Consider the following 25047-nt stretch of genomic DNA (forward strand, 5'->3'; position numbering starts at 1 on the left):
CGGCCCGGCGAACCCCGCCGGAGCAGGGGATGCCCACCGGTCAGCCGGTGGTGGCATCGGGTAGTAGGCGGGGTATTCTCCCTGGTCATGGGAGTGCTGATAGCGGTCGAGGGGCTCGACGGCGCGGGTAAGCGGACGCTGATCGAGCGGGTGGTCGCCGATCTGCGTGGTCGCGGGCTGCACGTCGCGACGATGGCCTTCCCCCGCTACCGGGTCTCGGTGCACGCCGACCTGGCCGCGGAGGCGCTGCGCGGCGCGCACGGCGACCTCGCGGGCTCGGTCAGCGGCATGGCCCTGCTGTTCGCGCTGGATCGCGCGGACGCCGCAGACGAGCTGTCGAAGCTGTTGGCCGACAACGACGTTGTGCTCCTGGACCGTTATGTCGCTTCCAACGCCGCCTATTCGGCCGCCCGCCTCGGACAGTCGGCGGACGGCGAAATCGTGGATTGGGTGGGCGAATTGGAGTTCGGCCGATTCGCTCTGCCGGAGCCCGCGCTCCAGGTGTTGCTGGACGTGCCGACCGAACTCGCCGCCGAGCGTGCCCGCAAGCGTGGCGAACTCGACGCCGAGCGCGCGCTCGACGCGTACGAGCGTGACGGCGGTCTGCAGCACCGGACCGGCGCGGTGTACCGTGAGCTGGCCGAACGCCACTGGCGCGGACCGTGGTGGACCTATCGATCCGAGGACGGCCCGGCTTCGCTGGCCGCGCGCATCGCCGAAATCGTTGGTCGATAAGGTTGGTTGTGCCGCGGGTTCGCACCAGTGTTGGCGTGGCGGCCCGATCCTGGCCTGGGAGATGACAACATAGTAGTTATGAAGCCGAAGATTCTGGTCGTCGACGACGATATGGCACTCGCTGAGATGCTGACGATCGTCTTGCGCGGGGAAGGGTTCGACCCGCACGTGGTCGGCGACGGCACACAGGCCCTGGCGGCGGTTCGCGAGATCCGCCCCGATTTGGTGCTGCTGGACCTGATGCTGCCCGGCATGAACGGCATCGACGTGTGCCGTGTGCTGCGGGCCGATTCCGGGGTTCCGATCGTGATGCTCACGGCGAAGACCGACACGGTCGACGTCGTGCTGGGTCTGGAATCGGGCGCCGACGATTACATCGTCAAGCCCTTCAAGCCGAAGGAACTCGTCGCCCGGGTGCGGGCCCGCCTGCGCCGCACCGAGGAGGAGCCCGCCGAGCTGCTGTCGATCGCCGATATCGTGATCGACGTGCCCGCGCACAAGGTCAGCCGCGGCGGCGCGCAGATCTCGCTGACACCGCTGGAGTTCGACCTGCTCGTCGCTCTGGCTCGTAAGCCGCGTCAGGTGTTCACCCGTGAGGTCCTGCTCGAGCAGGTCTGGGGCTACCGGCATGCCGCCGACACCCGCTTGGTGAACGTCCACGTGCAGCGGCTGCGGGCGAAGGTCGAGAAGGATCCCGAGAACCCGGAGATCGTGCTGACCGTCCGCGGTGTCGGTTACAAGGCCGGACCGCCGTGATCCATGGCGTGATCTCGCGTCTCCAACGATCGCTGGCTCCGGTGGTGGCCTGGTTCCAAGCGGTCGGCATTGCCTTAGGCCACCTGTGGCGGCGTTCGCTGCAATTGCGTGTCATCGTGTCCACGCTGACGCTGTCGCTGATCGTCATCACGATTCTGGGCGTCGTGCTGACCAGTCAGATCACCGACCGGCTGTTGGACGCCAAGATCAACGCCGCGGTCGAGGAGATGGACCGTGCGCGCAACACGGTGGAGAGCCAGCTTGCCGGTGTGCACGACATCGGCGCTCAGCCGCAGCGGCTGGAGGAGGCGCGTAACGCGCTGTCCAACCGGGCCGGTACCGGCCGATCCACCGGCGCGGCAGGGAGTTTCGATTCGGCGCTGAGCGTCATCGGCGGGATGCCGCCGCAGCAGATCCCGTCCGGCCCGATCCAGGAGGTGCCCGACGAGCTGCGCCGGTTCGTGCAGCGCAACCAGGTCAGCTACCAGTTCGCCACCGTCGACGACGCGGAGGGGTTACCGGGGTCGCGCGCTGATCATCGGCAGCCCGAGCGCCGAGATCCCGACCCTGGAGATCTACCTGATCTTCCCGCTGGCCAACGAGGAGCGCAGCCTGTCGCTGATGCGCGGCACCATGCTGGTCGGCGGCATCGTCCTGCTGGTGTTGCTGGCCGCGATCACCGCCCTGGTGACCAGGCAGGTGGTCCTGCCGATCCGCTCCGCGGCCCGGATCGCGGGCCGTTTCGCCGACGGCAGGCTCAAGGAGCGCATGCTGGTGCGCGGCGAGGACGACATGGCTCGACTGGCCCAGGCGTTCAACGAGATGGCCGAGAGCCTGTCCAACCAGATCACCCAGCTGGAGGAATTCGGCAATCTGCAGCGCCGGTTCACCTCGGATGTCAGCCACGAGCTGCGCACTCCGCTCACCACCGTGCGCATGGCCGCCGACCTCATCCACGGCAGCAGCGACGACCTCGATCCCGCCCTGGCCCGCAGCGCCGAGTTGCTGGTCAACGAGCTGGACCGATTCGAGGGCCTGCTCAACGACCTGCTGGAGATCAGCAGGCACGACGCGGGCGTCGCCGAACTCCAGGTCGAGTCGCTGGACGTGCGGATGTGCGCGCGGGCCGCGATCTCGACCGTGCGGCACCTGGCGAAGGACGCCGGCGTCGAGATCATCAGCGACATGCCGGAGGAGCCGCTGGTCGCCGAGGTCGATCCGCGCCGCGTGGAGCGGGTGCTGCGCAATCTGCTCGCCAACGCGATCGACCACAGCGAGGGCAAGCCGGTGCTGATCCGGATGCGGGGCGACGCCGATGCCAATTCCGTCGCCGTTGTCGTCCGCGATCAAGGCGTCGGCCTGCGGCCGGGCGAGGAGAAGCTGGTCTTCAACCGGTTCTGGCGCTCGGATCCGTCCCGTATGCGCCGCTCCGGCGGCACCGGCCTCGGACTGTCGATCAGCGTGGAGGACGCGAACCTGCACGAAGGCAAGCTCGAAGCGTGGGGTGAGGCCGGGCTCGGCGCCAGCTTCCGCCTGACGTTGCCGCTGGTGCGCGGCAAGAAGCTCGGCCCGAGCCCGCTGCCCTTGGAGCCGGCGCGCAAGTCGATGCGCGTCGTGGAGCCGGAACCGCCGGCCGATCGCGGCGCGGCCGACGCGGGTACGGCGGAACCGGCCGTCGCCGAGCCGGGCGGTGCGAGCGCGCCGCGGCGCGACTCGGCCGATCCAGGTGCCGCGCGGGTGACGAATGCCGTGCGTCATGACGCGGAGGCGGATGCTTCCGATCCGGTCGGCGCGCATCCGGACGGCTCCGAGACCGTGGCGCCGGTGGGCGTGCGGTCGGAGCTCTCGGACGATGCGGCCGCGCCGCACGGCTCGGAGCCGGGTGGCGACGACGGCGACGACACGGGCTCGGGAGGCGGCGAGCCGAGCACGGGTGGGCCGCACGGAGCGGCCAACGGCACGGCGACGCCCGCGGACAGCGTTTCGACCGAAGCGGCGCCCGTGTCCGGAGCGAACGGATCGCCCGCGTCGGAGTCGGCGCAGACCGGTGGGTCACGCGAATCGGGGGACGGACAGCCATGACAATGCGTGTCGGAGCTACGCGGATGCGGCGACTGAGCGTGCTTGTGGCGGCGGTGCTGGCGGTCGTGGTGCCGCTCACGAGCTGCGCCAGCCTGCCGGAGTCCTCCGCGCCGGAGGCGCTGGGCACCATCAACCGGGAGCCCACCTCCGAGGGGCCGCCGCCACCGGTCGCCGACCGCGATCCCGATCTGCTGCTGCGTGACTTCCTCCAGGCCACCGCCGATCCCACCAACCGGCACCTGGCCGCCCGGCAGTACATGACGCCCGCGGCCTCCACCCAGTGGGACGACGCGGCGGGCACGGTCATCGTCGAGAAACCGGACACGTTGCGAGAGTCGCGCTCGGGAGACAAAGCCAACTACCTGATCCGCGCGCGCAAAGTCGGGGAGCTGTCCGCCGACGGCGGGTACCGCCCCAACGACGACATTCCCTTCGTCGAGAACAAGATCGAGCTGACCAAGATCAACGGCCAGTGGCGCATCGACGAATTGCCCGACGGCGTCGTCATGGACTCCACCGCGTTCTTCAAGTCCTACCGCCGCTACGTGCTGTACTTCATCGATCCGACCGGCAACCTGGCCGCCCCGGACCTGCGCTGGATGTCGGTGCCGAAAGCCCAGCTGGCGCAGCGATTGCTCAGCTCGCTGCTCGAGGGGCCGCAGCCCGCGCTGGCGTCGGTGCTGCGCAACGAGCTGACGCCGCCGATCGCGCTGCGCGGGACGATCACCAAGGCCAACGGTGACCCCGACGGCGTCGGCATCGGGCTCGGTGGTGTCAAGATCGACTTCGCCGGCGCGTCGGCGCTGAACCCGCGCGAGCGCGAACTCCTGGCCGCACAGGTGGTGCTCACGCTGTCCAGTGCCGACATCCTCGGCCCGTACATGCTGCTCGCCGACGGCAAGCCGCTGGACGAGCGATTCGCCGCGAATGGCTGGAGCGTGGCGGACGTGCAGCAGTTCAATCCGGTCTCCTCCGCGCGCAACCAGGCCGGGCTGCACGCGCTGCGTGGCGGCGGGCTGGTCCAGATCGCCGCCAACGGCGGCATCACTCCCGCGCCCGGCTACTTCGGCGCGGTGACGAACTTGCAGTCGGCGACGCTCTCGCCGGACGGTCAGCTGGTGGCCGCGGTGGCGGAAGCCGCACGACCGCCTGGCGTGCCGTCGCGCACCCTGATGGTCGGCACATACGGTGGCAACGCCTTTCCGGTGGCCGAAGGCTTCACCATCTCCCGGCCGTCGTGGACCGCGGACGGCAGCGCGGCGTGGGCGGTGGTCGACGGTGAGCGGGTGATCCGCGCGGTCACCGATCGGGGGACGGGGAACGTGTCGGTGCAGAACGTCGACATCTCGGGGCTGACGGCGGCGTCCTCGGCCACGGCACCCCGGCTGCCGATCACGGAACTGCGCATCTCGCGTTCCGGGGTGCGCGCGGCGATGATCGCGGACGGCAGGGTGTACGTCGCCGTCGTGGTGCCCCAACCCGACGGAAAGCTGGCGCTGACCTCGGCGCTTCCCGTGGGGGTCGGGCTCAGCACGGCCGCGGTGTCGGTCGATTGGCTCGACGCGGACACCATCGTCATCGCCCGCGAGGGCAATGTGGACCCGGTCAGCACGGTCTCGGTCGACGGCTCGGAGCCGACGCCGCTGACGTCGCAGAACCTGACGGCGCCGGTGCGTTCGGTGAGCGCGAGCCCGGATCATCAGTACGTCGCAGACTCGCGCGCGGTGCTGGAGCTGACCTCCGCTCCCGACCAAGGGCAGCCCTATTGGCGCGAGGTGCCGGGGCTGGGCGCGAACGCCGTCCCTGTGCTGCCTGGGTAGTCCCGCAGCGGCCCCACGTTGACCGCCGAAGGCGCACCGGTATCCCGCGTGGGGCAGGTGGTCATGGGCGAGCGCGAGCAGAGGTGCCGTCGTCAGGGCTCGGTGGATTCAAGGGCCAGCGGCCGGGCAAACGGCGACCGGTCGGCAGGCGACCGGTCGGCAGCTGAACGTCGGTGCCGCAACGGCGTACGTTCTTCCTTCCAGTGGCATCGCGATCGACGTGATCGAGCGAACATGTCGGGGGCCGGGCGCACACTCGGTCGATGCGAACCCTGCTCGATCTGGTGCTGCCCGCCGCCTGCGCGGGCTGCGGACGTCCCGGAGCCGAGTGGTGCGCCGCCTGCGCCGCCACGCTGTCCGGCCCGCCGGTGCGAGTGTGGCCGCGCACCGATCCCGGCGTTCCGTGCTGGGCGCTCGGGCCGTACGCCGGGCCCGCGCGGCGGGCGGTGCTCGCCGCCAAGGAACGGGGGCGGCGGGATCTGGCGACGCCACTCGGCGCGGCGCTGGCGAGCGCGCTCGCCGAGTTGCGTTCGCCACGCCTGCCGTTGGTGCTGGTGCCCGCACCCAGCAGAGGCACGGCGGCGCGCCGCAGGGGTGGTGATCCGGTATCGCGGGCGGCCGCGGTAGCTGTGCGATGGCTGCCGAACAGCCAGCTGATGCCCCTGTTGCGGATGGGACGAGGGGTGCGTGATTCGGTGGGCTTGACACCCGCCGAGCGGGCTCGCAACCTGAAGGGGCGGGTGACCACGGCCCCCGGTCCTGCTACCGACTGGGGAGTACCGGCGAATGCCGAGGTGGTGCTGGTCGACGACGTTCTGACCACCGGTGCGACGGCCCGCGAGTCGGTGCGTGCGCTGGAGCGCGCCGGATTGCCGACACGTGGCGTTCTGGTTACGTGTGCTGCTTGACTCCGGGAAATTTGCGTGAACACTGGCGATCAGCGCGTCGGCGGACTAGCGTCGCGGACACACACCCGAACCGCAAGTTTGGAGGTGGCGCCTCGGACCACATGTGCCGAGCAATTGTCGATCGGCACGGCTCAATCCCGCCGCACTGGAATCGGTCGGTGCGGCCAGATCCGGGAGGTACGCGTGACGACTTCTTCACGACCTTCAGTGAAAGATCCCGCTCCTTCGGTGCTGGAAGCCGGCACCCAGGAAACATTCGAGCAACCCGCAACGGAACGACCACGGGCGCCGCGCGGCGACATCGTGGTGAAGGGCCGCAACGTCGAGGTGCCCGATCACTTTCGTGTTTACGTCGCGGAAAAACTCTCCCGATTAGAACGCTTCGATCCATCGATCTTCCTCTTCGACGTCGAGCTGTTCCACGAGCGCAACCGCCGTCAGCGCAAGAACTGCCAGCGCGTCGAAATCACCGCGCGCGGAAAGGGTCCCGTCGTGCGGGCGGAGGCGTGCGCCGACAGCTTCTACGCCGCCTTCGAGTCGGTGACCGCGAAGCTGGAGAGCCGGCTGCGCCGCACCAAGGATCGGCGCCGGGTGCACTACGGCGACAAGACGCCGCTGTCGGTCGCCCAGGCCACTGCCGATCTGGTGGACGACTCCCTGTTCGAGCGGCTCGGCGAATCCGGTGCCGCGCACGCGCACGAGGAGGAAGGGCGGGAGCCGGACTACGAAGCGGGTCCCGGGCACATCGTGCGCACGAAGGTGCACTCGGCGACGCCGATGTCCGTGGACGACGCTCTGTACCAGATGGAACTCGTCGGCCACGACTTCTTCCTGTTCCAGGACAAGGAGACCGACCGGCCTTCGGTGGTCTACCGGCGTCACGCCTTCGACTACGGCCTGATCCGCCTGGCCTGACGAAACAGACACCACCCGTCCCCACTTCTCCGGGCATTCGGCTCACCGGCCGGATGCCCGGAGATTTTCGCCGAAACGCCGCTCGCAGGCCACCGGCGTGCCAGCTCGAGCAGCAGTCGCAGATCCGAGTCGATATCGCCGACCGGCAGTCCCGCCGGATCGTGCGACCGCCGCGGTCGCACGGCGGCCCCGCTCGATCTGGCGGCGATGGCCCGCCGGATCTGTGCTACCTGGTCGGCATCGCCCGCGTCGCCCGGCAGGTAGTGCCGCAGGTGCATCAGGGCGTCGCGGATCTCGACCGTCATGCGGAGCAGCCGCGCGTCGGATTCGGCCACGGCATGATCCGGCGCGAGCACGACCTCGGGTACCGCGGCGGTGAGATCGCGCCAGAGCGGCCGCAGGCGGCGGCAGTACCGTCCGGCCCGGTCCCAGCCCGCGCGGGCCCGCAGCGAACCGATCAGCGGCACGGCGAGCAGCGCCGCGCCGAGTGCCGAGGCGGCGAAAGTCGGTGCGGCCCAACGCACCATGGCCGGGTCCGCGCTCGCGCCCGGCCCGGTGAGCTGCACCGCGGAGAAGACCAAGCCGCCGGAACCGACGACCAGGGTCGTCAGCAGGGTGCCGTAGACGATGCGTTCGGCGGTGGAGGATTCGCTCGAGCGCAGTTCGCGCACTGCCGCGCGCCAGGCCAGCCGTCCAACGGCGACCAGCGGAATCCACAAGATCGACCAGACCACCGCCGTCGGCCAGTCCAGGGCTTGCCCCAGCAGCCGGCCGCCCTGCCGCGCCTCGGTGCCGACGGCCAGGATGATCGCGCCTCCGGCCAGCCCGGCCAGGTCGTACACCCGCTGTCGAGCCGCTGCGTGCGTAGGGTCGGCGCCCGACCACAGCCGGGCCGCACCATAGAGACCGGCCACCTCCATCAGCAGTGTCGCCATCGAAAGCTGGTGCAGCAGACTCCCGATCAGCGGCGCGATGCCGCGCTCGAGCAGGATCAGCGTGGCGACACCCCACAGCATGGCCCGATTGAGCAGACGGTCGACCGTGGCTCGGTGCAGCAGGAGGCATCGCCCGAGGACGACCACCGCGACGAAGACGATCAGCGGTATCGCGATGGGCGCCGGGATCGGCGAGGTCACCGCCGCCTGTCGCGGAAGAAGGTGCGGTGCAGCAGCGAATCGCGCCGCGGCGGACGCATCGCGTGCAGCATCACCATGTCGGCGAAGGTCTCGGCGTCGCGCTCCCGGAGGGTGCCGTAGTCGGTGCGGCCGAGCACGTGGGCGATCGACTCGGGCGAGATCGAGGGCAGCAGGTCGGCGACCGCGGCCAGGGTCGGTGTGCTCGCGGGCGGCTCACCGGCTTCGGCTTGCTCCGGACCGTGCCCGAGCAGCATGTGGCCGAGCTCGTGCATGATGATGTGCTCGGCATGCCATTCGGTGGTGTCGGCGCCGTAGACGATGACGTCGCTGTCCTGCTTCGCGATCCACAAGCCGCTGCCCGTGCCGCATCCGGTTCCCGCAAGCAGCGCGGTGTCGATCGGTAACAGGCTGATGCTGCGGCCCCGGTAGGCCGCGACGTCATCCACGTACGTCCGCAGATTCCATGGGTGGGGTATCGGGAGGTCCCGGGTCAAGCTCCGGAACCGGGCCTGGATGGCCATGTGATCGGTCTCCTACAAAAGCTCAGTGGCCCATGTAGGGAAGCATGCTACCGACTCGGCGGCACCGACCCTTCGGTGCTCTGGATGATCTTGGCGAGCATGGCCCGATCGACGTTCGAACCACGCAGCGCGATGCTGGCGACGTTCGCGTCCCGCATGGTGGCGAGCAACTCGAGTTCGCGGTCGATCGCGTCCGCGGTGGAACCGCGGGTGACCAGGTAGTCGGCGGCCACGCCGAAGCCACGCGCCACCGCGGCGAGGATCTCGGCATCGACTGCGGCGCCCGTGTCCGGGTCGTCGAACTCGCCGTCGCGCAGGCGCCTCAGGTAGCCGGGGTGCACCGGTCGGCCGAGGAATTCGCTGACCTGGACGGCGACCGATTCCGTGCTGCGTTCCGGCGCGTCGCGCGGATGCACGACGGCGAACAGTCGATTGATCTTGTGGCTCAGCGCGAGTGCCGCGCCGTCGGGTCCTGTGTCGGTCATGGCTGCCTCGTCACTCGCCGTTTCGCTCCGTTGTCGTCGCCACGTTGGCCGCCAGCCAGCGTGCGCGGAATCGGGCTTCGGTCGCTGCATCGATGTCCTCCGATCGACCGGCCAGCCAGCGGCGGTACCGGCGTTCCTGTAACTCACCGGGGTCACTGGCCTCCGCGGGAACCGCGAGCAGATGCGCGAAGGCCATCTCCACCAGCGGATGCAATTGCCTGCCCGGGCCGCCGTTGCGTTCGAGCATGGCGGTCGCGTACCGCGCGGAGAGCTTGGAGATCACCCGGTTGAGTTCCGCGACCGCCGCGATCACCTGAGGGTCGGTGGTGCGACCGTTCTCGACGGCGTCGTTGAGCCTGCCGGAGGACGCGAGAAGCCCCGTGAGATCGGAGATTTCGAAGCGGATCGCGTCCGGCCCGGCCACGACCGAGTCACCCACGCCGCGCACGGCGTTCGCGGGTTCGTCGGCAGCGGGGACGCCGCCGGCGTAGGTGCGTGCGGCACTGCCCGGCAGCCAGCGCAGCGGGGCGTCGAGCTTGTTCAGCGTCTGCATGCTGATGGCCGCCTCGCCGTCTTCGATCTTCCGGATGGTCGGCGCCGAAGGTCCCCCGAGGTCGCCGATCTGTAGCTGGGTGAGACCGAGCTCGTCCCGGCGTTCTTTGATGATTCGCCCGAATCTCTTCTGCCGCGACAGCTCCGAAGGGCTATGCATAGTGAGTTCATGGTAAGCCGCTGGGAGGTCTTAGGCAAATCAATAGAAACTATTTGGAAAATGATTCGAAAGTTTGGTACCGTACTTTGCGTCGGAAGGCCCAGGGGGAGGGCTGGACGACGGTTCCGGAACGGGCAGGGGCGTTCGCCGGGACGGACGTCCCGGTCTGCCGCTCAACGGTGCGCGGCGGGCCGGTTCAGCGGCGGCGGAGGGGAGTGTCGCTACGTCGGGTTCACCGTCGGCGAAGGGGGTCGACGGTGAACTTACTATAGAGTAAGTTTGGTGGTCCGAGGCTTTCGAAAGGAAATCGCATGGCCACCAAAGCTGCTCGCCGTGCCGTGATCGTGTCCGGTGCGCGCACGCCGTTCGTGCGGGCGTTCACCGGGTACACCACGATGGACTCCATCGCACTGGCCGACGCCGCGGTGCGGGGACTGCTGGAGCGGACGGGGCTGCCCGGCGCGCAAGTGGAGGCGATCGTCTGGGGCGGCGTCATCCTGCCCGGGGCGGCGCCGAACATCGCCCGCGAGATCGCGCTGGACCTGCGGTTGGATCCCGGCTGTGAGGGCTACACCGTGACCAGGGCCTGCGCCTCCGGCTTGCAGGCGGTCACCTCGGCGGCGGCCGCGATCGAGCGCGGCGAATACGACATCATGATCGCGGGCGGTAGCGATTCCACCTCCAATGCCGAGGTCAAGCTGCCGCAGAAGGTGGTGCACGCGGCGGCGCCGCTGGCGCTGGGCAAGCCGAAGCCGAAGGACTACCTGTCCGCGGTCGCGCGGCTGGCGCCTTTCACCGATCTGCTGCCGAGCCGGCCGAAGATCGCCGAGCGCACCACCGGCGAGGTGATGGGCGAGTCGGCCGAGAAGATGGCGCGCATCCACGGCGTGAGCCGCGCGGACCAGGACGAGTTCGCCGCCCGCTCGCACCACCGCGCCGCGGCCGCCATCGACTCGGGCCGCTTCGATGACGAAGTGCTGCGCGTCCGCACCCCCGAAGACGTGGAGATCCAGCGCGACGGATTGGTGCGTGGCGATACCAGCGTCGCGAAACTGGCTGCTCTGAAGCCTGTTTTCGCCGCCGACGGCAGCGTGACCGCGGGCAACGCCAGCCCGCTCACCGACGGGGCCGCCGCGGTGCTGCTGATGAGCGAGGAGAAAGCGTATGCCCTGGGGTACCGGCCGCTGGCGGCGTTCCGGTCCTGGAGCTATGTGAGCGTCGATCCGACCGACCAGGTGCTGATCGGCCCCGCCATCTCCATGCCCCGCGCACTGGAGAAAGCCGGAATGTCGCTGGGCGACGCGGATCTCGTCGATATCCACGAGGCTTTCGCCGCCCAGACCCTGGCGGTGCTCACCGCGCTGGCCAGCGACGAATGGGCCAAGACCCGGTTGGATCGTGACACCGCCGTCGGCGAGGTGGACATCGACAAACTGAACGTGCACGGCGGCTCGATCTCGCTCGGTCACCCGTTCGGCGCGACCGGGGCGCGCATGGTGACCACGATGGCCAGCGAACTTGCCCGCACCGGTAAGGAGACCGCGTTGCTCGGCATCTGCGCCGCGGGCGGAATCGGCGCGTCGGCGGTGCTCGAACGCGTCTGATACGACTGGGGCGGTGTCGCCGGCCGACCGGGAGTTCCGCGTCGGTCGGCGACAGTTCGCTACCGGTGCCGGACGTCGGCGTCAGGGCTTGCCCGGGATGCCCCGCCGCTTGCGTCCCTCGTCCGCGAGGATCCGCAGACAGGTCTGGTGCTTGGTCTCGCCGGGGACGCCTTCCCGACGCAGGCGCAACGTAGCCTGTGCCAGATCGATGCCCAGCTCGCTCGACAGCCGAACAGCATCGACATTGGCCATTGACAAACCTCCTGGAACCGACGAACCACGATGAACAGCACTGCGTAAGACGCAGTTTCGTCCATGTCGTACCCAGTGGGTATTCGATTGAACCCTCAACGATGTGCACAGTTGCGTAACGATGCCCGCGCGGCCGGAAGTCACCCGCGATAGGTCTCGCGGTGCACCGCCTCTGTGAGCGGTCTTCCGGCGCGCCAGCCGAAGCGCTCGAGATCGGGAACGCGCTGGAATTCGCGCACCGGCCCCACGCAGAGCCAGGCAACCGTACGGACGCCCTCCGGGAGTCCGATCAGGCCGGACAGGAAGACAGGATCGTAGAACGACACCCATCCGACGCCGACGCCCTCGGCGGTGGCGGCCAGCCAGAGATTCTGGATGGCCAGAACCGCCGAGTAGATGCCGGTTTCGGGCACCGTCGCCCGACCGAGCACCTGCGGTCCGCCGCGATCGTGGTCGTAGCAGACCACCACCCCGGTGCCGCTCTCCACAATGCCCTCGATCTTGATCGGCTCGAAGGTGGCGGCGCGCTCCGGGGGCAGCGCGTCGCGGAACTCGGCGCGCTTCTGTGCCACGTGCGCGGCGAACTCGCGCAGCGTCGCCGGTTCGCGGACCACCACGAAATCCCAGGGCTGCGAATTCCCCACGCTCGGCGCCCGGTGCGCGGCGTCCAGCAGCCGCCACAATGTCGCATCGTCGACGAGTTCGCCGGTGAACTCCGCGCGCACGTCGCGGCGCCGCCGGATGGCCTCGTAGACGCTCAGAACCTCAGGATGCACCGCCCGAGTCAATCAAACCCGGTGAGCCCGCCGCGCAGGGCGTGGTCTCGCGCGTCGGATTCCGACTGTCGGCCGGTGGCGCCGGAAGTCAGCGTGCCGCGGACTTGCCGCGCCGGGCGAACCGCCGACGCCCCTGGGCGAGCGCGGTGCGCAGCCCGCGGCGCCGTCCGGTCACCGGATCGATGCCTGCCGTGGTGCTGCCTCCGAACTTGCGTTCCGAGGCGGTCTCCGGGGCGTCGTCGGCGGTGGCCCGCAGGTACTTGTTCGGCAGCGAGAGCTTGAGGATGGTGCGCCACGCCTTGAAGTACTGCACCGGCAGCGAGCCGGTGGTGTAGGGCAGGTCGTACTTGTCGGCCAGTTCGCGCACCCGCACGGCGATGTCGGCGTACCGGTTGCTGGGCAGGTCGGGGAACAGGTGGTGCTCGATCTGGTGGCTGAGGTTGCCGGTCATGAAGTGCATGACCGGGCCGCCGGAGATGTTGGCGCTGCCGAGCATCTGGCGCAGATACCACTCGCCGTGGGTCTCGCCGTCGATGTCGGCCTTGGTGAACTTCTCCGCACCATCGGGGAAGTGCCCGCAGAAGATCACGGCGTTGGACCAGACGTTGCGGATCGCGTTGGCGGCCAGGTTCGCCGTCAGCGTGGAGAGGAACGCGCGACCGGTGAGGGCGGGGAAGATCACGTAATCCTTGAGGATCTGCTTGCCCATCTTGGTGAGCGCCTCGTCGCGCCTGCGCTCGAAGTCGGCCCGTTCGGGGGTGCCCGGCTTATACCGGCCCGCCACCAGCTTGCCCAGCTCCAGATGCTGGATGGCCACGCCGTACTCGAAGAACAGCTGCAGCACCAGGTTGTAGATCGGGTTGCCCAGGTTGAACGGTTTCCAGCGCTGGTCGCGCGTCACCCGCAGCAGGCCGTAGCCGATGTCGTCGTCCATGCCCAGCACGTTGGTGTACTTGTGGTGCAGGTAGTTGTGGGTGTGCTTCCAGTGCTTGGCCGCGCCGGTGTTGTCCCACTCCCACGAGCTGGAGTGGATCTCCGGATCGTTCATCCAGTCCCACTGCCCGTGCATGACGTTGTGCCCGATCTCCATGTTCTCGATGATCTTGGCAGTGCTGAGCAGGGCGACGCCGGACAACCAGGCGGCCCGCTTCGGGCTGGCGAACAGCACCGCGCGGCCGCTGATCTCGAGCACGCGCTGCAACCGGATGACGTTGCGGATGTATCTCGCGTCGCGCTCGCCGCGCGAGGCTTCGACTTCTCGCCGGATCGCGTCGAATTCCGCGCCGAGTGCTTCCACGTCGGCCTCGGTGAGGTGCGCGTATTCCTTGACATCCGAGATCGCCATACGGGTTACCTTACCGTAAGTTACGAGAGCGTAGGTTTCCGAGGTGTGGCCCGTGGATGTGTCAAATACCCTATTGCGATACCGGTGACCGAGTGGTAGGTTAGGTCGCCCTTCGCTTGAAGCGGAAACGCTTGTCGCGCATGGCTTTCTCGCGCAGCGCGGCTTGTTCGTGGCGGGCCCGTTCCTGCAGTGCGACCTTGGCCCCGCGTAGCACCTGCCGCTCGTGCTCGGCCTTCTCCTTCAAGGCTGCCTTGGCCTCGCGGAGCATCTCCTTCTCCTGCCGCGCCTTCTCTCGCAGCACGATCTTCGCCTCGTGCAGCGCCGAACGCAGGCCGCGCCGCTTGCCGGTCTCGGGATCGACGCGCAACCAGTGCGTGGACTCCGTGCCGAGCGACGGCAGCGTGATACCGGCGAACTTGCGTTCCGAGGAGGTCTCCGGCGCATTGTCGGCGGTCGCCTTGAGGAACCGGTCCGGCAGCGCCAGCTTGTGGATCGTGCGGAAGGCGAGCAGATACTGCTTGCCCAGCGACCCGGTGGTGTAGGGCAGGTCGTACTTGTCGCACAGCTCGCGCACCCGCACCGCGATCTCCGGGTAGCGGTTGCTCGGCAGATCGGGGAACAGGTGGTGCTCGATCTGGTAGCAGAGGTTGCCGCTCATGAACGCCATGGCGGGCCCGGCCTTGAAGTTCGCGCTGCCGAGCATCTGGCGCAGATACCACTCGCCGCTGGTCTCGTCCTCCAGCTGCTCGATGGTGAACTTCTCCGCGCCGTCGGGGAAGTGGCCGCAGAAGATCACCGCGTACGCCCACAGGTTGCGCACCAGGTTCGCCGTCGCGTTGGCCTTCAGCGTGTGCTTGAACGCCGGGCCCGTGAGCGCGGGATGGATGAGGAAGTCCTTGGCCACCTGGCGGCAGATCTTGCGGGCGAACGCCACGTTCGGCTCCGAGGCGATCTCCCAGCGCGGCGTGTCCGACAGCTCCTTTTCGATGCTCCAGTCGTGCAGCGCGATGCCCCACTCGAAGGTCGCGGCGAGCAGTAGATTCGCCAGCGGCTGCACCAGGTGGATCGGCCGCCACTGCTCGTCGCGGGTCATCCGGAGGATGCCGAACCCGAGGTCCTCGTCCTTGCCGAGCACGTTGGTGTAGGTGTGGTGGGAGTAGTTGTGCGCCCGGCGCCACTGCGCGGAGGGACCTGTCATGTCCCATTCCCACGAGCTGGAGTGGATTTCCGGATCGTTCATCCAGTCCCATTGCCCGTGGCTGACGTTGTGCCCGAGCTCCATGTTCTCGATGATCTTGGCCACCGACAGCAACGCCGTGCCGGCCAGCCAGGCCCAGCGATTGCGGCTGCCGAACAGCACGGCGCGAGCCGCTACCTCGAGACCGCGTTGCGCCGCGATCGCGCGCCGGATGTACTTCGCGTCCCGCTCGCCACGGGACAGCTCCACCGAACGCCGGACGGAATCGAGTTCCTGACCCAGTGTCTCGATATCGGCTGTCGTGAGGTGCGCGAACGCCTTGATGTCGGTGATGGCCACCGGGGTCCTTTCCCTACTCGATCCCCATCGAGGGTACCTGCCGGACTACACGTCCAGGGTGCAGTCGCCCGCCGCGGCCGAGATGCAGGTCTGCACCTTGTCGCCTTCGCGGCGCTCCTCACCGTTGCGCAGGTCGCGCGCGTAGCCGGAACTCAACGTGACCACACAGGTCTGGCAGATGCCCATCCGGCAGCCGAACGGCATCTGCACGCCGGCGGACTCGCCGGCCTCGAGCAGGCTGGTCGCGCCGTCCGCCGCGACGGTGCGTCCGGTCTTGCCGAAGGTGACCGTGCCGCCCTCGCCGATCGCGGAGCGCTCGATCTCGAAGCGTTCCACGTGCAGGCGGTCCGACAGGCCCGCGGCGCGCCAGTGGTTCTCGATCTCGTCGAGCATCCCGGCCGGGCCGCATGCCCACGTGTCGCGTTCGCGCCAATCCGGGAACTGGGTGTCGAGGTCGGCGAGCGCGAACTTGCCCCGCTCGGCGGTGAGATGCAGGCGGGTATCGAAGCCCGGGTTGCGCTCGGTCAGCGCCTGCAGTTCCGCACCGAACATCACGTCGTCCGCGGTGCGGGCGGAGTGCAGGTGTGCCACATCGGTGAACAGCTCGCGGCGGTCCAGCGCACGCAGCATGGACATCACCGGGGTGATACCGCTGCCCGCGGTGAGGAACAGCACTTTCTCCGGCGGCGGGTACGGCAGGACGAATCCGCCCTGCGGCGCGGCCAGCCGCACGACGGTGCCGACCGGCACACCGCTGACCAGATGACTGGACAGGAAGCCTTCCGGCATCGCCTTCACGGCGATGGAGATCAGCCGCTTGCCGCCGTGCCCGGGCACCGACCAGTCCGGCGGACAGGTCAGCGAATACGAGCGCCAATGCCAGCGTCCGTCCACCAGGAGGCCGATGCCGATGTACTGGCCGGGCTGGTATTTGAAATCGAAGCCCCACCCCGGCTGGATCACCAGCGTCGCCGAGTCGGCCGTCTCCTTGCGCACCTCCACGACGCGCCCGCGCAGTTCGCGCGCCGACCACAGCGGGTTGGCCAGGTGCAGGTAATCGTCGGGCAGCAACGGCGTGGTCACCCGCGCGACGGCGCCGCGCAGCACGTTCAGCTTCCCGCCGCGCTCGGCTACGCTCGCGGCCGGTGCCTCCAGCCACGCGCGCACGCTTCGCACGGAGAAGCTTCCAAGTTTCGAACCCATCGCTGCCGTTGGTCTCCCTGTCGTCGGATGCGTAGGCCGCCGTCTCGCCGATCGGATGCCTCGCAGCAAGGTTACGGCATCGTAGGTTACGGCGGTGGGCTAGCCCGCGCCCGCCGCCGCGATTCAGAGCAGTTCGAGCAGGAACGGCAGCTCCTGGGCCGCGTACCAGGCCAATTGATGGTCTTCGGCGTCCCCGAGGACGAACTCCGCGTCGGCGTCGCCGAGGTCGGCCGCGTCCACCACGTCGACGGCCTTGGCCACCTGCGGTTCGGCGTCGGCCAGATCGACGTGCACCGAGGCGATCTGCTGGTAGCGGATCGGACCCGCCAGCCGGACCACCGCGTCGTCGAGGTCGGGGCGCAGCTTGGCGCCGGTCACGTCGGCGGCGATCACCGCGCGGCGGTAGACCGGGCTGCCGCCCGCGACCGGCGCGGCCTCGTCGTCGGAGCCCTCCGCCGATCCGATCGCGTCGCGTTCGGCCGCGAGCAGCCGCAGCGACGCGCGGGCGGCTTCGTTCATGGCGACCTCACCCAGCTCCTCGTCGTCGCCGGAGGCGTACGCCTCGCGCAGCGCGGGTGTCACCGCGAACGCGGTCCCGCCGACGGGGGCCAGCTCCCGGCTGTCGACCAGCTCGCGCAGCAGCGGCACCGTAGCCGGGATGTAGACCCGCAGCTTCTTCTGATCAGACGCAGGCACCGAGCATCTCCTCCATGGAATCGCGCACCGCCGTGGCGAGCACGCCGATGTCGGCCATCGCGTCGCGGTCGGCGTTGAGACCGTAGAAGACGCGTCCGTCATAGGACGTGATCCCGATACTCGACGCCTGATTGCGCAGCAGTGGCGACACCGGGTACATCTCCAGCATCCGCGCGCCGCCGATGTACATCGGCGCTTGCGGACCCGGCGCGTTGGTGATCACCAGATTGAACGTGTGTTCTGCGAACGTACTCGCCGCGCGCACACTCATCGCATGCAGGCTGGCCGGAGCGAAACCGGCCAGATGCACCAGGGTGCGCGCGCGGACTCCGCGCCGCTGACGCCCGTTGAGTTCGGTGGCGTGCGCGATGTGCGACAGCCGCATCACCGGACTCGGTTCGCCCACCGGCAGATCGATCAGGAACGAGGACACCTCGCTCGCCGAGCGCGCTTGGTCGCCGTCGGTCCCCTCGACGTACACCGACATCGGCACCACCGCCCGCAGCGTGCTGGATTCGGTGAGCGCTTCCCCGCGCGAGAGCAGCCAGTTGCGCAGGGCGCCGGTGACCACCGCGAGGATGGCGTCGTTGATCGAGCAGCCGAACCGAGCGCGGATGGTGCGGTAGTCCGCCAGGTCGGTGCGCACCACGTCGAAGCGGCGGTTGCGCGAGGTGCGGGTGTTCAGGGGGCTGGCGGGCGCGCCGGTCGCCGCGGTGCGCACCGCCGCGACCACCGATTCGACCGCTCTACCCGCCGTCCCGAGCATCGCGAACGCACCCGCGCTCGCGTCCCTGGCCACTTCCAGCGTCCTGCGCGGTTGCGCGGCGAGCTGGGCCAGCGCGCCGACCAGCAGCTCGATGTCGCCGGGTTCGCGTGGCGCGATCCAGTCGTCGCCGGCCAAGTCGCGCGGCGCTGGGCCCGCGTCGAGGATCACGTGGCCGATCTCCAGCGCGGTGTCCCCGTCCACCAGGGCGGAATGGGTCTTGGTGAAGATGGCGCAGCGGCCCTCCGACAGCCGCTCGATCAGGTACATCTCCCACAGCGGCCGGGCCGGATCCAAGGGATGCGAGGTCAGGCGCGCGACCAGTTCGTGCAGTTGTTCGTCGGTGCCAGGGCCGGGGAGCGCGGAACGGCGGATGTGGTAGGTGATGTCGAACCGGCTGTCCTCGACCCAGACCGGTCGTCCGAGCGACAGCGGGATCTCCCGCACTTTGCGCCGGTACCTCGGCACCAGCGGGAGCCTGCTCTCGACCAGGTCCACCAGCCGGTCGTAGTCCAGAATCGGCCGGCCCGAGCTGTCGCCCGGGTCGGTGTTCCGCACGATCGCGAGAGAGCCGATATGGATCGGGTTGCTACTCGACTCGAGCCGGTAGAAGGCCGTGTCCTGCGGCGTCAGTCTCGTGATCACGCTGACCGGTACTCCTTTTCCCGATGCCGTCCCCGCTTCATTGTGCTGCCGCGGCAACCGTCGCCTCGGCCGTTGTGGAATTTCCGATGAATTCCGTACACGTTTTTTCACGCCGGGGTTCCGTGACACGCTGGTCGATCCGAGTTCGGCGCATAGATTCGATCACAGGGCGGAGCAGTTCGCTGCCCAGCCACGTAGCGCCGCAGGCGCTGCACATCGAGCAGAGCATTACCATGAAGCTTGCAGCGGATTCCGCGCAACCGCGTGGGCCGCACCGGCCCGGGGGCCGACGACACGTTTTGACACACCGACCAGAGGACTGACGAGACCCGTGCCTGCGCTGACACTGACGAGGTTGCTACGGATTGGTGAGGGTCGCGTGGTCAAGCGGCTCTCGCACTTCGCCGACCAGGTCCTCGCCCTCGAACCGGAGTACGAGGATCTCAGCGACGCGGAGCTACGGGCCAAAACGGACGAGTTCCGCGAGCGCTACGCCGAGATGGTCGAGGACGGCGAGACCGATCCGCTCGGCCAGCTGATGGCCGAGGCGTTCGCCGTCGCGCGGGAGGCGTCCTGGCGGGTGCTCAGCCAGAAGCACTACAAGGTGCAGGTCATGGGCGGCGCCGCGCTGCACACCGGCAACATCGCCGAGATGAAGACCGGTGAGGGCAAGACCCTGACCTGTGTGCTGCCCGCCTACCTGAACGCGATCAGCGGCGACGGCGTGCACGTCGTCACGGTGAACGACTACCTGGCCAAGCGCGACGCGGAGTGGATGGGCCGCGTGCACCGCTTCCTCGGCCTCGAGGTGGGCGTGATCCTGGGCGGCATGAGCCCCGCGCAGCGGCGGGTGGCCTACGGCGCCGACATCACCTACGGCACGAACAACGAGTTCGGCTTCGACTACCTGCGCGACAACATGACGCACTCGCTGGACGACTTGGTGCAGCGCGGGCACAACTTCGCGATCGTCGACGAGGTCGACTCCATCCTCATCGACGAGGCGCGCACCCCGCTGATCATCTCCGGGCCCGCCGACGCCTCCTCGAAGTGGTACGCCGAGTTCGCGCGTATCGCGCCGCTGCTGAAGAAGGACTTGCACTACGAGGTCGACATCAAGAAGCGCACGATCGGCGTGCACGAGGCGGGTGTCGAGTTCGTCGAGGACCAGCTCGGCATCGACAACCTCTACGAGGCCGCCAACTCGCCGCTGGTGAGCTACCTGAACAACGCCATCAAGGCCAAGGAGCTCTACACCCGCGACAAGGACTACATCGTCCGCGACGGCGAGGTGGTCATCGTCGACGAGTTCACCGGCCGCATCCTGGTCGGCCGGCGCTACAACGAGGGCATGCACCAGGCGATCGAGGCCAAGGAAGGGGTGGAGATCCAGCCGGAGAACCAGACCCTGGCCACGATCACCCTGCAGAACTACTTCCGCCTCTACGACAAGCTCTCCGGCATGACCGGCACCGCCGAGACCGAGGCCGCCGAGCTGCACCAGATCTACAACCTCGGCGTGGTCCCCATCCCGACCAACAAGCCGATGATCCGCGCCGACCAGTCCGACCTGATCTACAAGACGGAGGAGGCCAAGTTCTCCGCCGTGGTCGACGACGTCACCGAGCGGCACGAAAAGGGCCAGCCGGTGCTGATCGGTACCACCAGCGTCGAACGCTCGGAGTACCTGTCCAAGCAGTTCACCAAGCGCGGCATCCCGCACAACGTGCTGAACGCGAAGTACCACGAGAAGGAAGCCGAGATCATCGCCGAGGCGGGCCGCCCGGGCGCGGTGACCGTCGCGACGAACATGGCGGGCCGCGGTACCGACATCGTGCTCGGCGGCAACCCGGACATCATCGCCGACATCCTGCTGCGCAAGCAGGGCTTCGACCCGGTGGAGACGCCGGAGGAGTACGAGCGCGCCTGGCTGCCCACGCTGGACCAGGTCAAAGCCCAGACCGCCGAGGACGCCGAGGCGGTGCGCGACGCGGGCGGCCTCTACGTGCTGGGCACCGAGCGGCACGAGTCGCGCCGCATCGACAACCAGTTGCGCGGCCGCTCCGGCCGGCAGGGCGACCCGGGCGAGTCCCGGTTCTACCTCTCGCTGGGTGACGAGCTGATGCGCCGGTTCAACGGCGCCGCGCTGGAAGCGATCATGACGCGGCTGAACCTGCCCGACGACGTGCCGATCGAGGCCAAGATGGTGTCCAAGGCCATCAAGAGCGCGCAGACGCAGGTCGAGCAGCAGAACTTCGAGATCCGGAAGAACGTCCTCAAGTACGACGAGGTGATGAACCAGCAGCGCACCGTGATCTACGGCGAGCGCGACCGGATCCTGCGCGGTGAGGACATGGAGGGTCAGGTCCAGAACATGATCACCGACGTGATCACCGCGTACGTGGACGGCGCCACCGCGGAGGGCTACGTCGAGGACTGGGATCTGGACAAGCTGTGGACGGCGCTGAAGACGCTGTACCCGGTGGGCCTGGACTACCGGGACCTGACCGGCGAGACCGAGGTCGGCGAGGCGGGCGAGCTGACGCGTGAGGAGTTGCTCGACGCGTTGCTGGACGACGCGCACGCGGCTTACGAGCGCCGCGAGGCCGAGATCGACGGCTTGGCGGGCGAGGGCAGCATGCGCAACCTGGAACGGCAGGTGCTGCTTTCGGTGCTCGACCGCAAGTGGCGTGAGCACCTCTACGAGATGGACTACCTCAAGGAGGGCATCGGCCTGCGCGCGATGGCGCAGCGCGACCCGCTGGTGGAATACCAGCGCGAGGGTTTCGACATGTTCACCGCGATGCTCGAGGGGCTCAAGGAGGAGTCGGTCGGCTTCCTGTTCAACTTGCAGGTCGAGGTGCAGCAGCCGCAGCCGGAAGGCGTCGCCGTCGGCCCCGGCCTGCGTTCGCCGGTCGGAGCCGCCCCCGCGCCGCTGCCCACCGAGGAGGCTCGGGTCGCCAACGGGCATGCCGCGCCGGCGGCCTTGCGCGCCAGGGGTATCGATGACACCGCGCCGCGCGGTTTCAGCTACTCCGGCCCGGACGAGGGCGGCCGGGCCGCGGTGCACAGCGACACCGAGGAATACGGCGTGGACGGTGGTCCGCAGCCCACCCGCCGCGAGCGCCGCGAGGCGGCCCGCGCGGAGGCGAAAGGAAGGCGCGGGCCGAAGTCCCGCCGCCGCCACTGATCGAAAGCCGAAGGCGCTCAGGGCTACTCCTGGGCGCCTTCGTCGTTCAGACGATTCGATCGAAGCGATGCGCCGGCCCTCCGCCCGCAGGCATGCTCACATCGAGGCTCGACACGCGACGGTTCGCCGCCGCAGCAGCGCGGATCGGCGTATCTTCCTGACGTGGACCGAGCAGCCGTCGAAACATGGGTGGCCGGATACGAGCGCGCCTGGCGGTCGGCGGGCACGGAACTACTCGCCGACCTGTTCGCCGCGGACGCGGGATACCTCGTCTCGCCATGGGCGCGGCCGCTGACCGGTCTGCACGCGCTCGCCGAATTCTGGGAAAGCGGCCGCGACGGGCCCGGCGAGCCCTTCACCATGCGGTCGAGCGTCGTCGCGGTGGACGGGGATACGGCGGTGGTCCGGGTGGAGGTGGACTACGCGCGGGATACTCCCGCACGGTGGCGTGACCTGTGGATCCTGCGCTTCGACGAGGGTGGCCGCTGTGTGGTTCGAAGAGTGGCCGTTCGCGCCCGGGCAGCCGGACGGGCACTGACCCGGCCTACCAGGGGTCGTTGGACGTCAGGGCGACGAGCAGGAGGCGGATGGCGGCCACCCGGCGTTCCTTGCCGGACAACTCGTCCAGCGCGCATTCGGGGTCGGCGGGCGGCCCCAGATGGGTGCAGCCTCGCGGGCAGTCCTCGATGGCATCGGCGAGATCGGTGAAAGCGGCGATGACGTCGTCCGGGGTGATGTGCGCCAGGCCGAACGACCGCACGCCCGGTGTGTCGATGACCCAGCCGCCGCCGGGCAGCGGGAGCGCGACCGACTGCGTGGAGGTGTGCTTGCCCTTGCCCACCCCGGACACCTCGCCGACGGCCCGCTCCGCCTCCGGCACAAGACGATTCACCAGCGTGGATTTGCCCACACCGGAGTGCCCGATCAGCGCGGTGAGGTGGTCGGTGAGCAGATCCAGGACGGGCTCGAGCGGATCGTCGATGCCGCCGTAGACGATGGTGAGATCGAGATCGTCGAAAGACTCGGCGAATTCGGAATCTGCGGCCAGATCGTGTTTGGTCAGGCACAGCACCGGTTGCAGCCCACCGGCGTACGCGGCGACCATCGCCCGTTCCACGAAACCGGTGCGCGGCGGCGGGTCGGCGAGCGCGACCACGATGAACAGCCGCTCCGCGTTGCCGACCACGATTCGCTCGTACGGATCGGTGTCGTCGGCGGTGCGGCGCAACACCGTCCGGCGGTCGGCGACCCGGACGATGCGGGCGAGGGTGTCCGGCCGCCCGGACAGGTCGCCGACCACGTCCACCTGGTCGCCGACCACGATCGGGGTGCGGCCCAGCTCCCGGGCCCGCATCGCGACGATGCGGCGCTCCGGATCGCCGTCGAGCACGCATCCCCAGCGGCCGCGGTCGACGGAGACCACCATGGCCGGTTCGGCGTCGCTGTGCTGCGGCCGGGTCTTGGTGCGGGGACGGGAGCTACGCCCGGGCCGAACCCGCACGTCGGATTCGTCGTAGCTGGCCGCGGTTCGTCGCCCCCGGCTCAGTGCGCCGCTCCTTCGTCGGACGGCGTGGGCTCGAGCATGCGCTCCCAGAGGGCGACGAAGTTCGGCAGGGTCTTCGCCGTGGTACCGATGTCCTCGATCTCGACGCCGGGCACGCGCAGGCCGAGAATGGCTCCCGCCGTGGCCATTCGGTGGTCGGCGTAGGAATGCCACTTGCCGCCGTGCAGGTCGGCGGGCACGATCTCCAGTCCGTCCTCGGTCTCGGTGACCTTGCCGCCGAGGCGGTTGATCTCGGTGGAAAGCGCCGCCAGCCGGTCGGTCTCGTGACCGCGCAGATGGGAGATGCCGCGCAGCACGGACGGGGAGTCGGCCAGCGCGGCCAGCGCGGCGACAGTGGGCGTCAGCTCGCCCACGTCGTGCAGGTCGATATCGATGCCCGCGAGCCGGTCGGGCCCGTGCACGGTGAGCACGCCGTCGAAGATGCGCGCTTCCGCGCCCATGCGCACGAGGATCTCGCGGATCACGTCACCCGGCTGGGTGGTCAGGCGCGGCCAGTGCGGGATGCTGACCGTGCCGCCGGTGACCGCGGCCGCGGCCAGGAACGGGGTGGCGTTGGACAGGTCCGGCTCCACCTCCCAGTCCACCGCGCGGATCGGCCCGTGCTCCACGGTCCAGGTCTGTGCCTTGAAGCTGTCGGCGGGTGCGTGCACCCGTACGTCGGCGCGGCGCAACATCTCCACCGTCATCTCGATGTGCGGCATCGAGGGCAGCGCCTTGCCGTCGTGGTGCACCACCAGCCCTTCGTCGAAGCGCGCGGCCGACAGCAGCAGACCCGAGACGAACTGCGACGACCCGGACGCGTCGATCGTCACGGTGCCGCCGCGCAGCGCGCCCTTGCCGCGCACCGTGAACGGCAGCGTGTCGCCGTCGATGTCGGCGCCGAGCGCGCGCAGCGCCTCCAGGATGGTGCGCAGCGGACGGATCCTGGCCTGTTCGTCACCGTCGAACGCGACCTCGCCCGCCGCCAGCGCGGCGACCGGCGGCAGGAAGCGCATCACGGTGCCGGCGAGCCCGCAGTCGACCGTGCCGCCGCCCAGCGGCGCCGGGGTGACGGTCAGCGTGTCCTTCGCGCCCTCGATGCCCGTGCCGAGCGCGCGCAGCGCGGCGATCATCAGATTCGTGTCCCGGCTGCGCAGCGCCCCGGTGATCGTGGAAGGGCCGTCGGCCAGAGCGGCCAGGATGAGCGCCCGGTTCGTGATCGATTTCGATCCGGGCAGGGTCACGGTCGCGTGTACGGGGACCTCGACATGGGGCGCTGGCCAGAAGTTCACTCCTCCATCATCACACGGTGTTGGTTTGCCAGCGCCTGCGGCGCTGGGTGTTCGCGGCCCTCTTGTGGCTCGCGTTTGCGCGGCCGCCGCTTGCTCCTTCGTCGCGGACGCGGCGGCCGCGCAAACGCGAG

The 25047-nt window shown here is 69.1% G+C and carries 20 protein-coding genes and 2 pseudogenes; 9 read left to right on the plus strand and 13 right to left on the minus strand.

The annotated features are described in order from the left end of the window. Window positions 1-87: 87 nt before the first annotated feature. The 6 genes and pseudogenes from ABZ552_RS17810 to raiA all read left to right on the plus strand — a co-directional run bounded on the left by ABZ552_RS17810 (window position 88) and on the right by raiA (window position 7216). Complete coding sequence (locus tag ABZ552_RS17810; RefSeq protein WP_281917428.1) at window positions 88-735, plus strand: dTMP kinase; 648 nt, start codon at window positions 88-90, stop codon at window positions 733-735. Window positions 736-804: 69 nt separating this feature from the next. After that, window positions 805-1491: an MtrAB system response regulator MtrA gene (mtrA, locus tag ABZ552_RS17815; protein ID WP_174315456.1), complete on the plus strand. Its 687-nt coding sequence runs from the start codon at window positions 805-807 to the stop codon at window positions 1489-1491. 32 nt (window positions 1492-1523) lie between these two features. Beyond that, window positions 1524-3084: pseudogene (gene mtrB, locus ABZ552_RS17820) on the plus strand (MtrAB system histidine kinase MtrB); the annotation flags it as partial. A gap of 485 nt (window positions 3085-3569) precedes the next feature. Further along, window positions 3570-5393, plus strand: coding sequence for an MtrAB system accessory lipoprotein LpqB (lpqB, locus tag ABZ552_RS17825; protein WP_357438310.1), 1824 nt, complete (start codon window positions 3570-3572; stop codon window positions 5391-5393). A gap of 263 nt (window positions 5394-5656) precedes the next feature. Then, entirely contained in the window at window positions 5657-6301 is a 645-nt protein-coding gene (locus ABZ552_RS17830; protein ID WP_357438313.1) for a ComF family protein, read from the plus strand. A gap of 231 nt (window positions 6302-6532) precedes the next feature. Then, a complete protein-coding gene (gene raiA / locus ABZ552_RS17835) occupies window positions 6533-7216 on the plus strand; it encodes a ribosome-associated translation inhibitor RaiA (RefSeq protein ID WP_281880775.1) in 684 nt (227 codons plus the stop codon). Here the strand turns inward: raiA and ABZ552_RS17840 are convergent. From ABZ552_RS17840 to ABZ552_RS17855, 4 genes are read right to left on the minus strand one after another with little or no spacing between them, the layout of a single operon-like run. After that, window positions 7192-8352, minus strand: a complete 1161-nt coding sequence (locus tag ABZ552_RS17840) for an MAB_1171c family putative transporter (protein ID WP_281877888.1) — start codon at window positions 8350-8352, stop codon at window positions 7192-7194. The genes raiA and ABZ552_RS17840 overlap by 25 nt on opposite strands. After that, window positions 8349-8873: a hypothetical protein gene (locus ABZ552_RS17845; RefSeq protein WP_281877890.1), complete on the minus strand. Its 525-nt coding sequence runs from the start codon at window positions 8871-8873 to the stop codon at window positions 8349-8351. The genes ABZ552_RS17840 and ABZ552_RS17845 overlap by 4 nt, the downstream gene beginning before the upstream one ends. Before the next feature lie 47 nt (window positions 8874-8920). After that, window positions 8921-9358 carry a hypothetical protein gene (locus tag ABZ552_RS17850; RefSeq protein WP_281877891.1) on the minus strand — a complete coding sequence of 146 codons (438 nt, stop codon included), beginning with the start codon at window positions 9356-9358 and terminating at the stop codon, window positions 8921-8923. A gap of 10 nt (window positions 9359-9368) precedes the next feature. Then, window positions 9369-10070, minus strand: coding sequence for a helix-turn-helix transcriptional regulator (locus tag ABZ552_RS17855; RefSeq protein WP_281877893.1), 702 nt, complete (start codon window positions 10068-10070; stop codon window positions 9369-9371). A gap of 311 nt (window positions 10071-10381) precedes the next feature. Between ABZ552_RS17855 and ABZ552_RS17860 the strand changes: the two genes are divergently transcribed. Next, entirely contained in the window at window positions 10382-11674 is a 1293-nt protein-coding gene (locus ABZ552_RS17860) for an acetyl-CoA C-acyltransferase (RefSeq protein ID WP_281877895.1), read from the plus strand. 81 nt (window positions 11675-11755) lie between these two features. On the opposite strand, the gene ABZ552_RS17865 is transcribed toward ABZ552_RS17860, so the two are convergent. The 7 genes from ABZ552_RS17865 to ABZ552_RS17895 all read right to left on the minus strand — a co-directional run bounded on the left by ABZ552_RS17865 (window position 11756) and on the right by ABZ552_RS17895 (window position 18891). Continuing rightward, window positions 11756-11926: a hypothetical protein gene (locus ABZ552_RS17865; RefSeq protein WP_159847352.1), complete on the minus strand. Its 171-nt coding sequence runs from the start codon at window positions 11924-11926 to the stop codon at window positions 11756-11758. Window positions 11927-12066: 140 nt separating this feature from the next. Continuing rightward, the gene (gene bluB, locus ABZ552_RS17870) at window positions 12067-12687 is read right to left on the minus strand and encodes a 5,6-dimethylbenzimidazole synthase (protein WP_281880776.1); all 621 of its coding nucleotides are present in this window, start codon (window positions 12685-12687) and stop codon (window positions 12067-12069) included. Between the two features lie 103 nt (window positions 12688-12790). After that, the gene (locus tag ABZ552_RS17875) at window positions 12791-14047 is read right to left on the minus strand and encodes a fatty acid desaturase (protein WP_281877898.1); all 1257 of its coding nucleotides are present in this window, start codon (window positions 14045-14047) and stop codon (window positions 12791-12793) included. 100 nt (window positions 14048-14147) lie between these two features. Next, window positions 14148-15584 (minus strand): fatty acid desaturase, encoded by a 1437-nt coding sequence (locus ABZ552_RS17880; protein WP_281877899.1) that lies wholly within the window; start codon window positions 15582-15584, stop codon window positions 14148-14150. Window positions 15585-15629: 45 nt separating this feature from the next. Further along, window positions 15630-16787 carry a ferredoxin reductase gene (locus ABZ552_RS17885; protein ID WP_281917434.1) on the minus strand — a complete coding sequence of 386 codons (1158 nt, stop codon included), beginning with the start codon at window positions 16785-16787 and terminating at the stop codon, window positions 15630-15632. 123 nt (window positions 16788-16910) lie between these two features. Beyond that, window positions 16911-17459, minus strand: a complete 549-nt coding sequence (locus ABZ552_RS17890; RefSeq protein WP_357438350.1) for a hypothetical protein — start codon at window positions 17457-17459, stop codon at window positions 16911-16913. 10 nt (window positions 17460-17469) lie between these two features. Further along, window positions 17470-18891: a wax ester/triacylglycerol synthase family O-acyltransferase gene (locus tag ABZ552_RS17895; protein ID WP_281877901.1), complete on the minus strand. Its 1422-nt coding sequence runs from the start codon at window positions 18889-18891 to the stop codon at window positions 17470-17472. Between the two features lie 331 nt (window positions 18892-19222). Here ABZ552_RS17895 and secA point away from each other — a divergent pair, with 331 nt between their 5' ends. Together secA and ABZ552_RS17905 are read left to right on the plus strand one after the other, a co-directional pair. Then, the gene (gene secA / locus ABZ552_RS17900) at window positions 19223-22081 is read left to right on the plus strand and encodes a preprotein translocase subunit SecA (protein ID WP_357438322.1); all 2859 of its coding nucleotides are present in this window, start codon (window positions 19223-19225) and stop codon (window positions 22079-22081) included. Between the two features lie 189 nt (window positions 22082-22270). Next, a pseudogene (locus ABZ552_RS17905) lies at window positions 22271-22513 on the plus strand (nuclear transport factor 2 family protein); the annotation flags it as partial. Between the two features lie 112 nt (window positions 22514-22625). Here the strand turns inward: ABZ552_RS17905 and rsgA are convergent. Both rsgA and aroA read right to left on the minus strand, forming a co-directional pair. Next, the gene (rsgA, locus tag ABZ552_RS17910) at window positions 22626-23627 is read right to left on the minus strand and encodes a ribosome small subunit-dependent GTPase A (RefSeq protein WP_281880780.1); all 1002 of its coding nucleotides are present in this window, start codon (window positions 23625-23627) and stop codon (window positions 22626-22628) included. Further along, window positions 23624-24916, minus strand: coding sequence for a 3-phosphoshikimate 1-carboxyvinyltransferase (aroA, locus tag ABZ552_RS17915; protein WP_357438325.1), 1293 nt, complete (start codon window positions 24914-24916; stop codon window positions 23624-23626). The genes rsgA and aroA overlap by 4 nt, the downstream gene beginning before the upstream one ends. Between the last annotated feature and the right edge of the window lie 131 nt (window positions 24917-25047).

Source organism: Nocardia sp. NPDC019219 (assembly GCF_040632645.1).
GTDB lineage: Bacteria > Actinomycetota > Actinomycetes > Mycobacteriales > Mycobacteriaceae > Nocardia > Nocardia sputorum.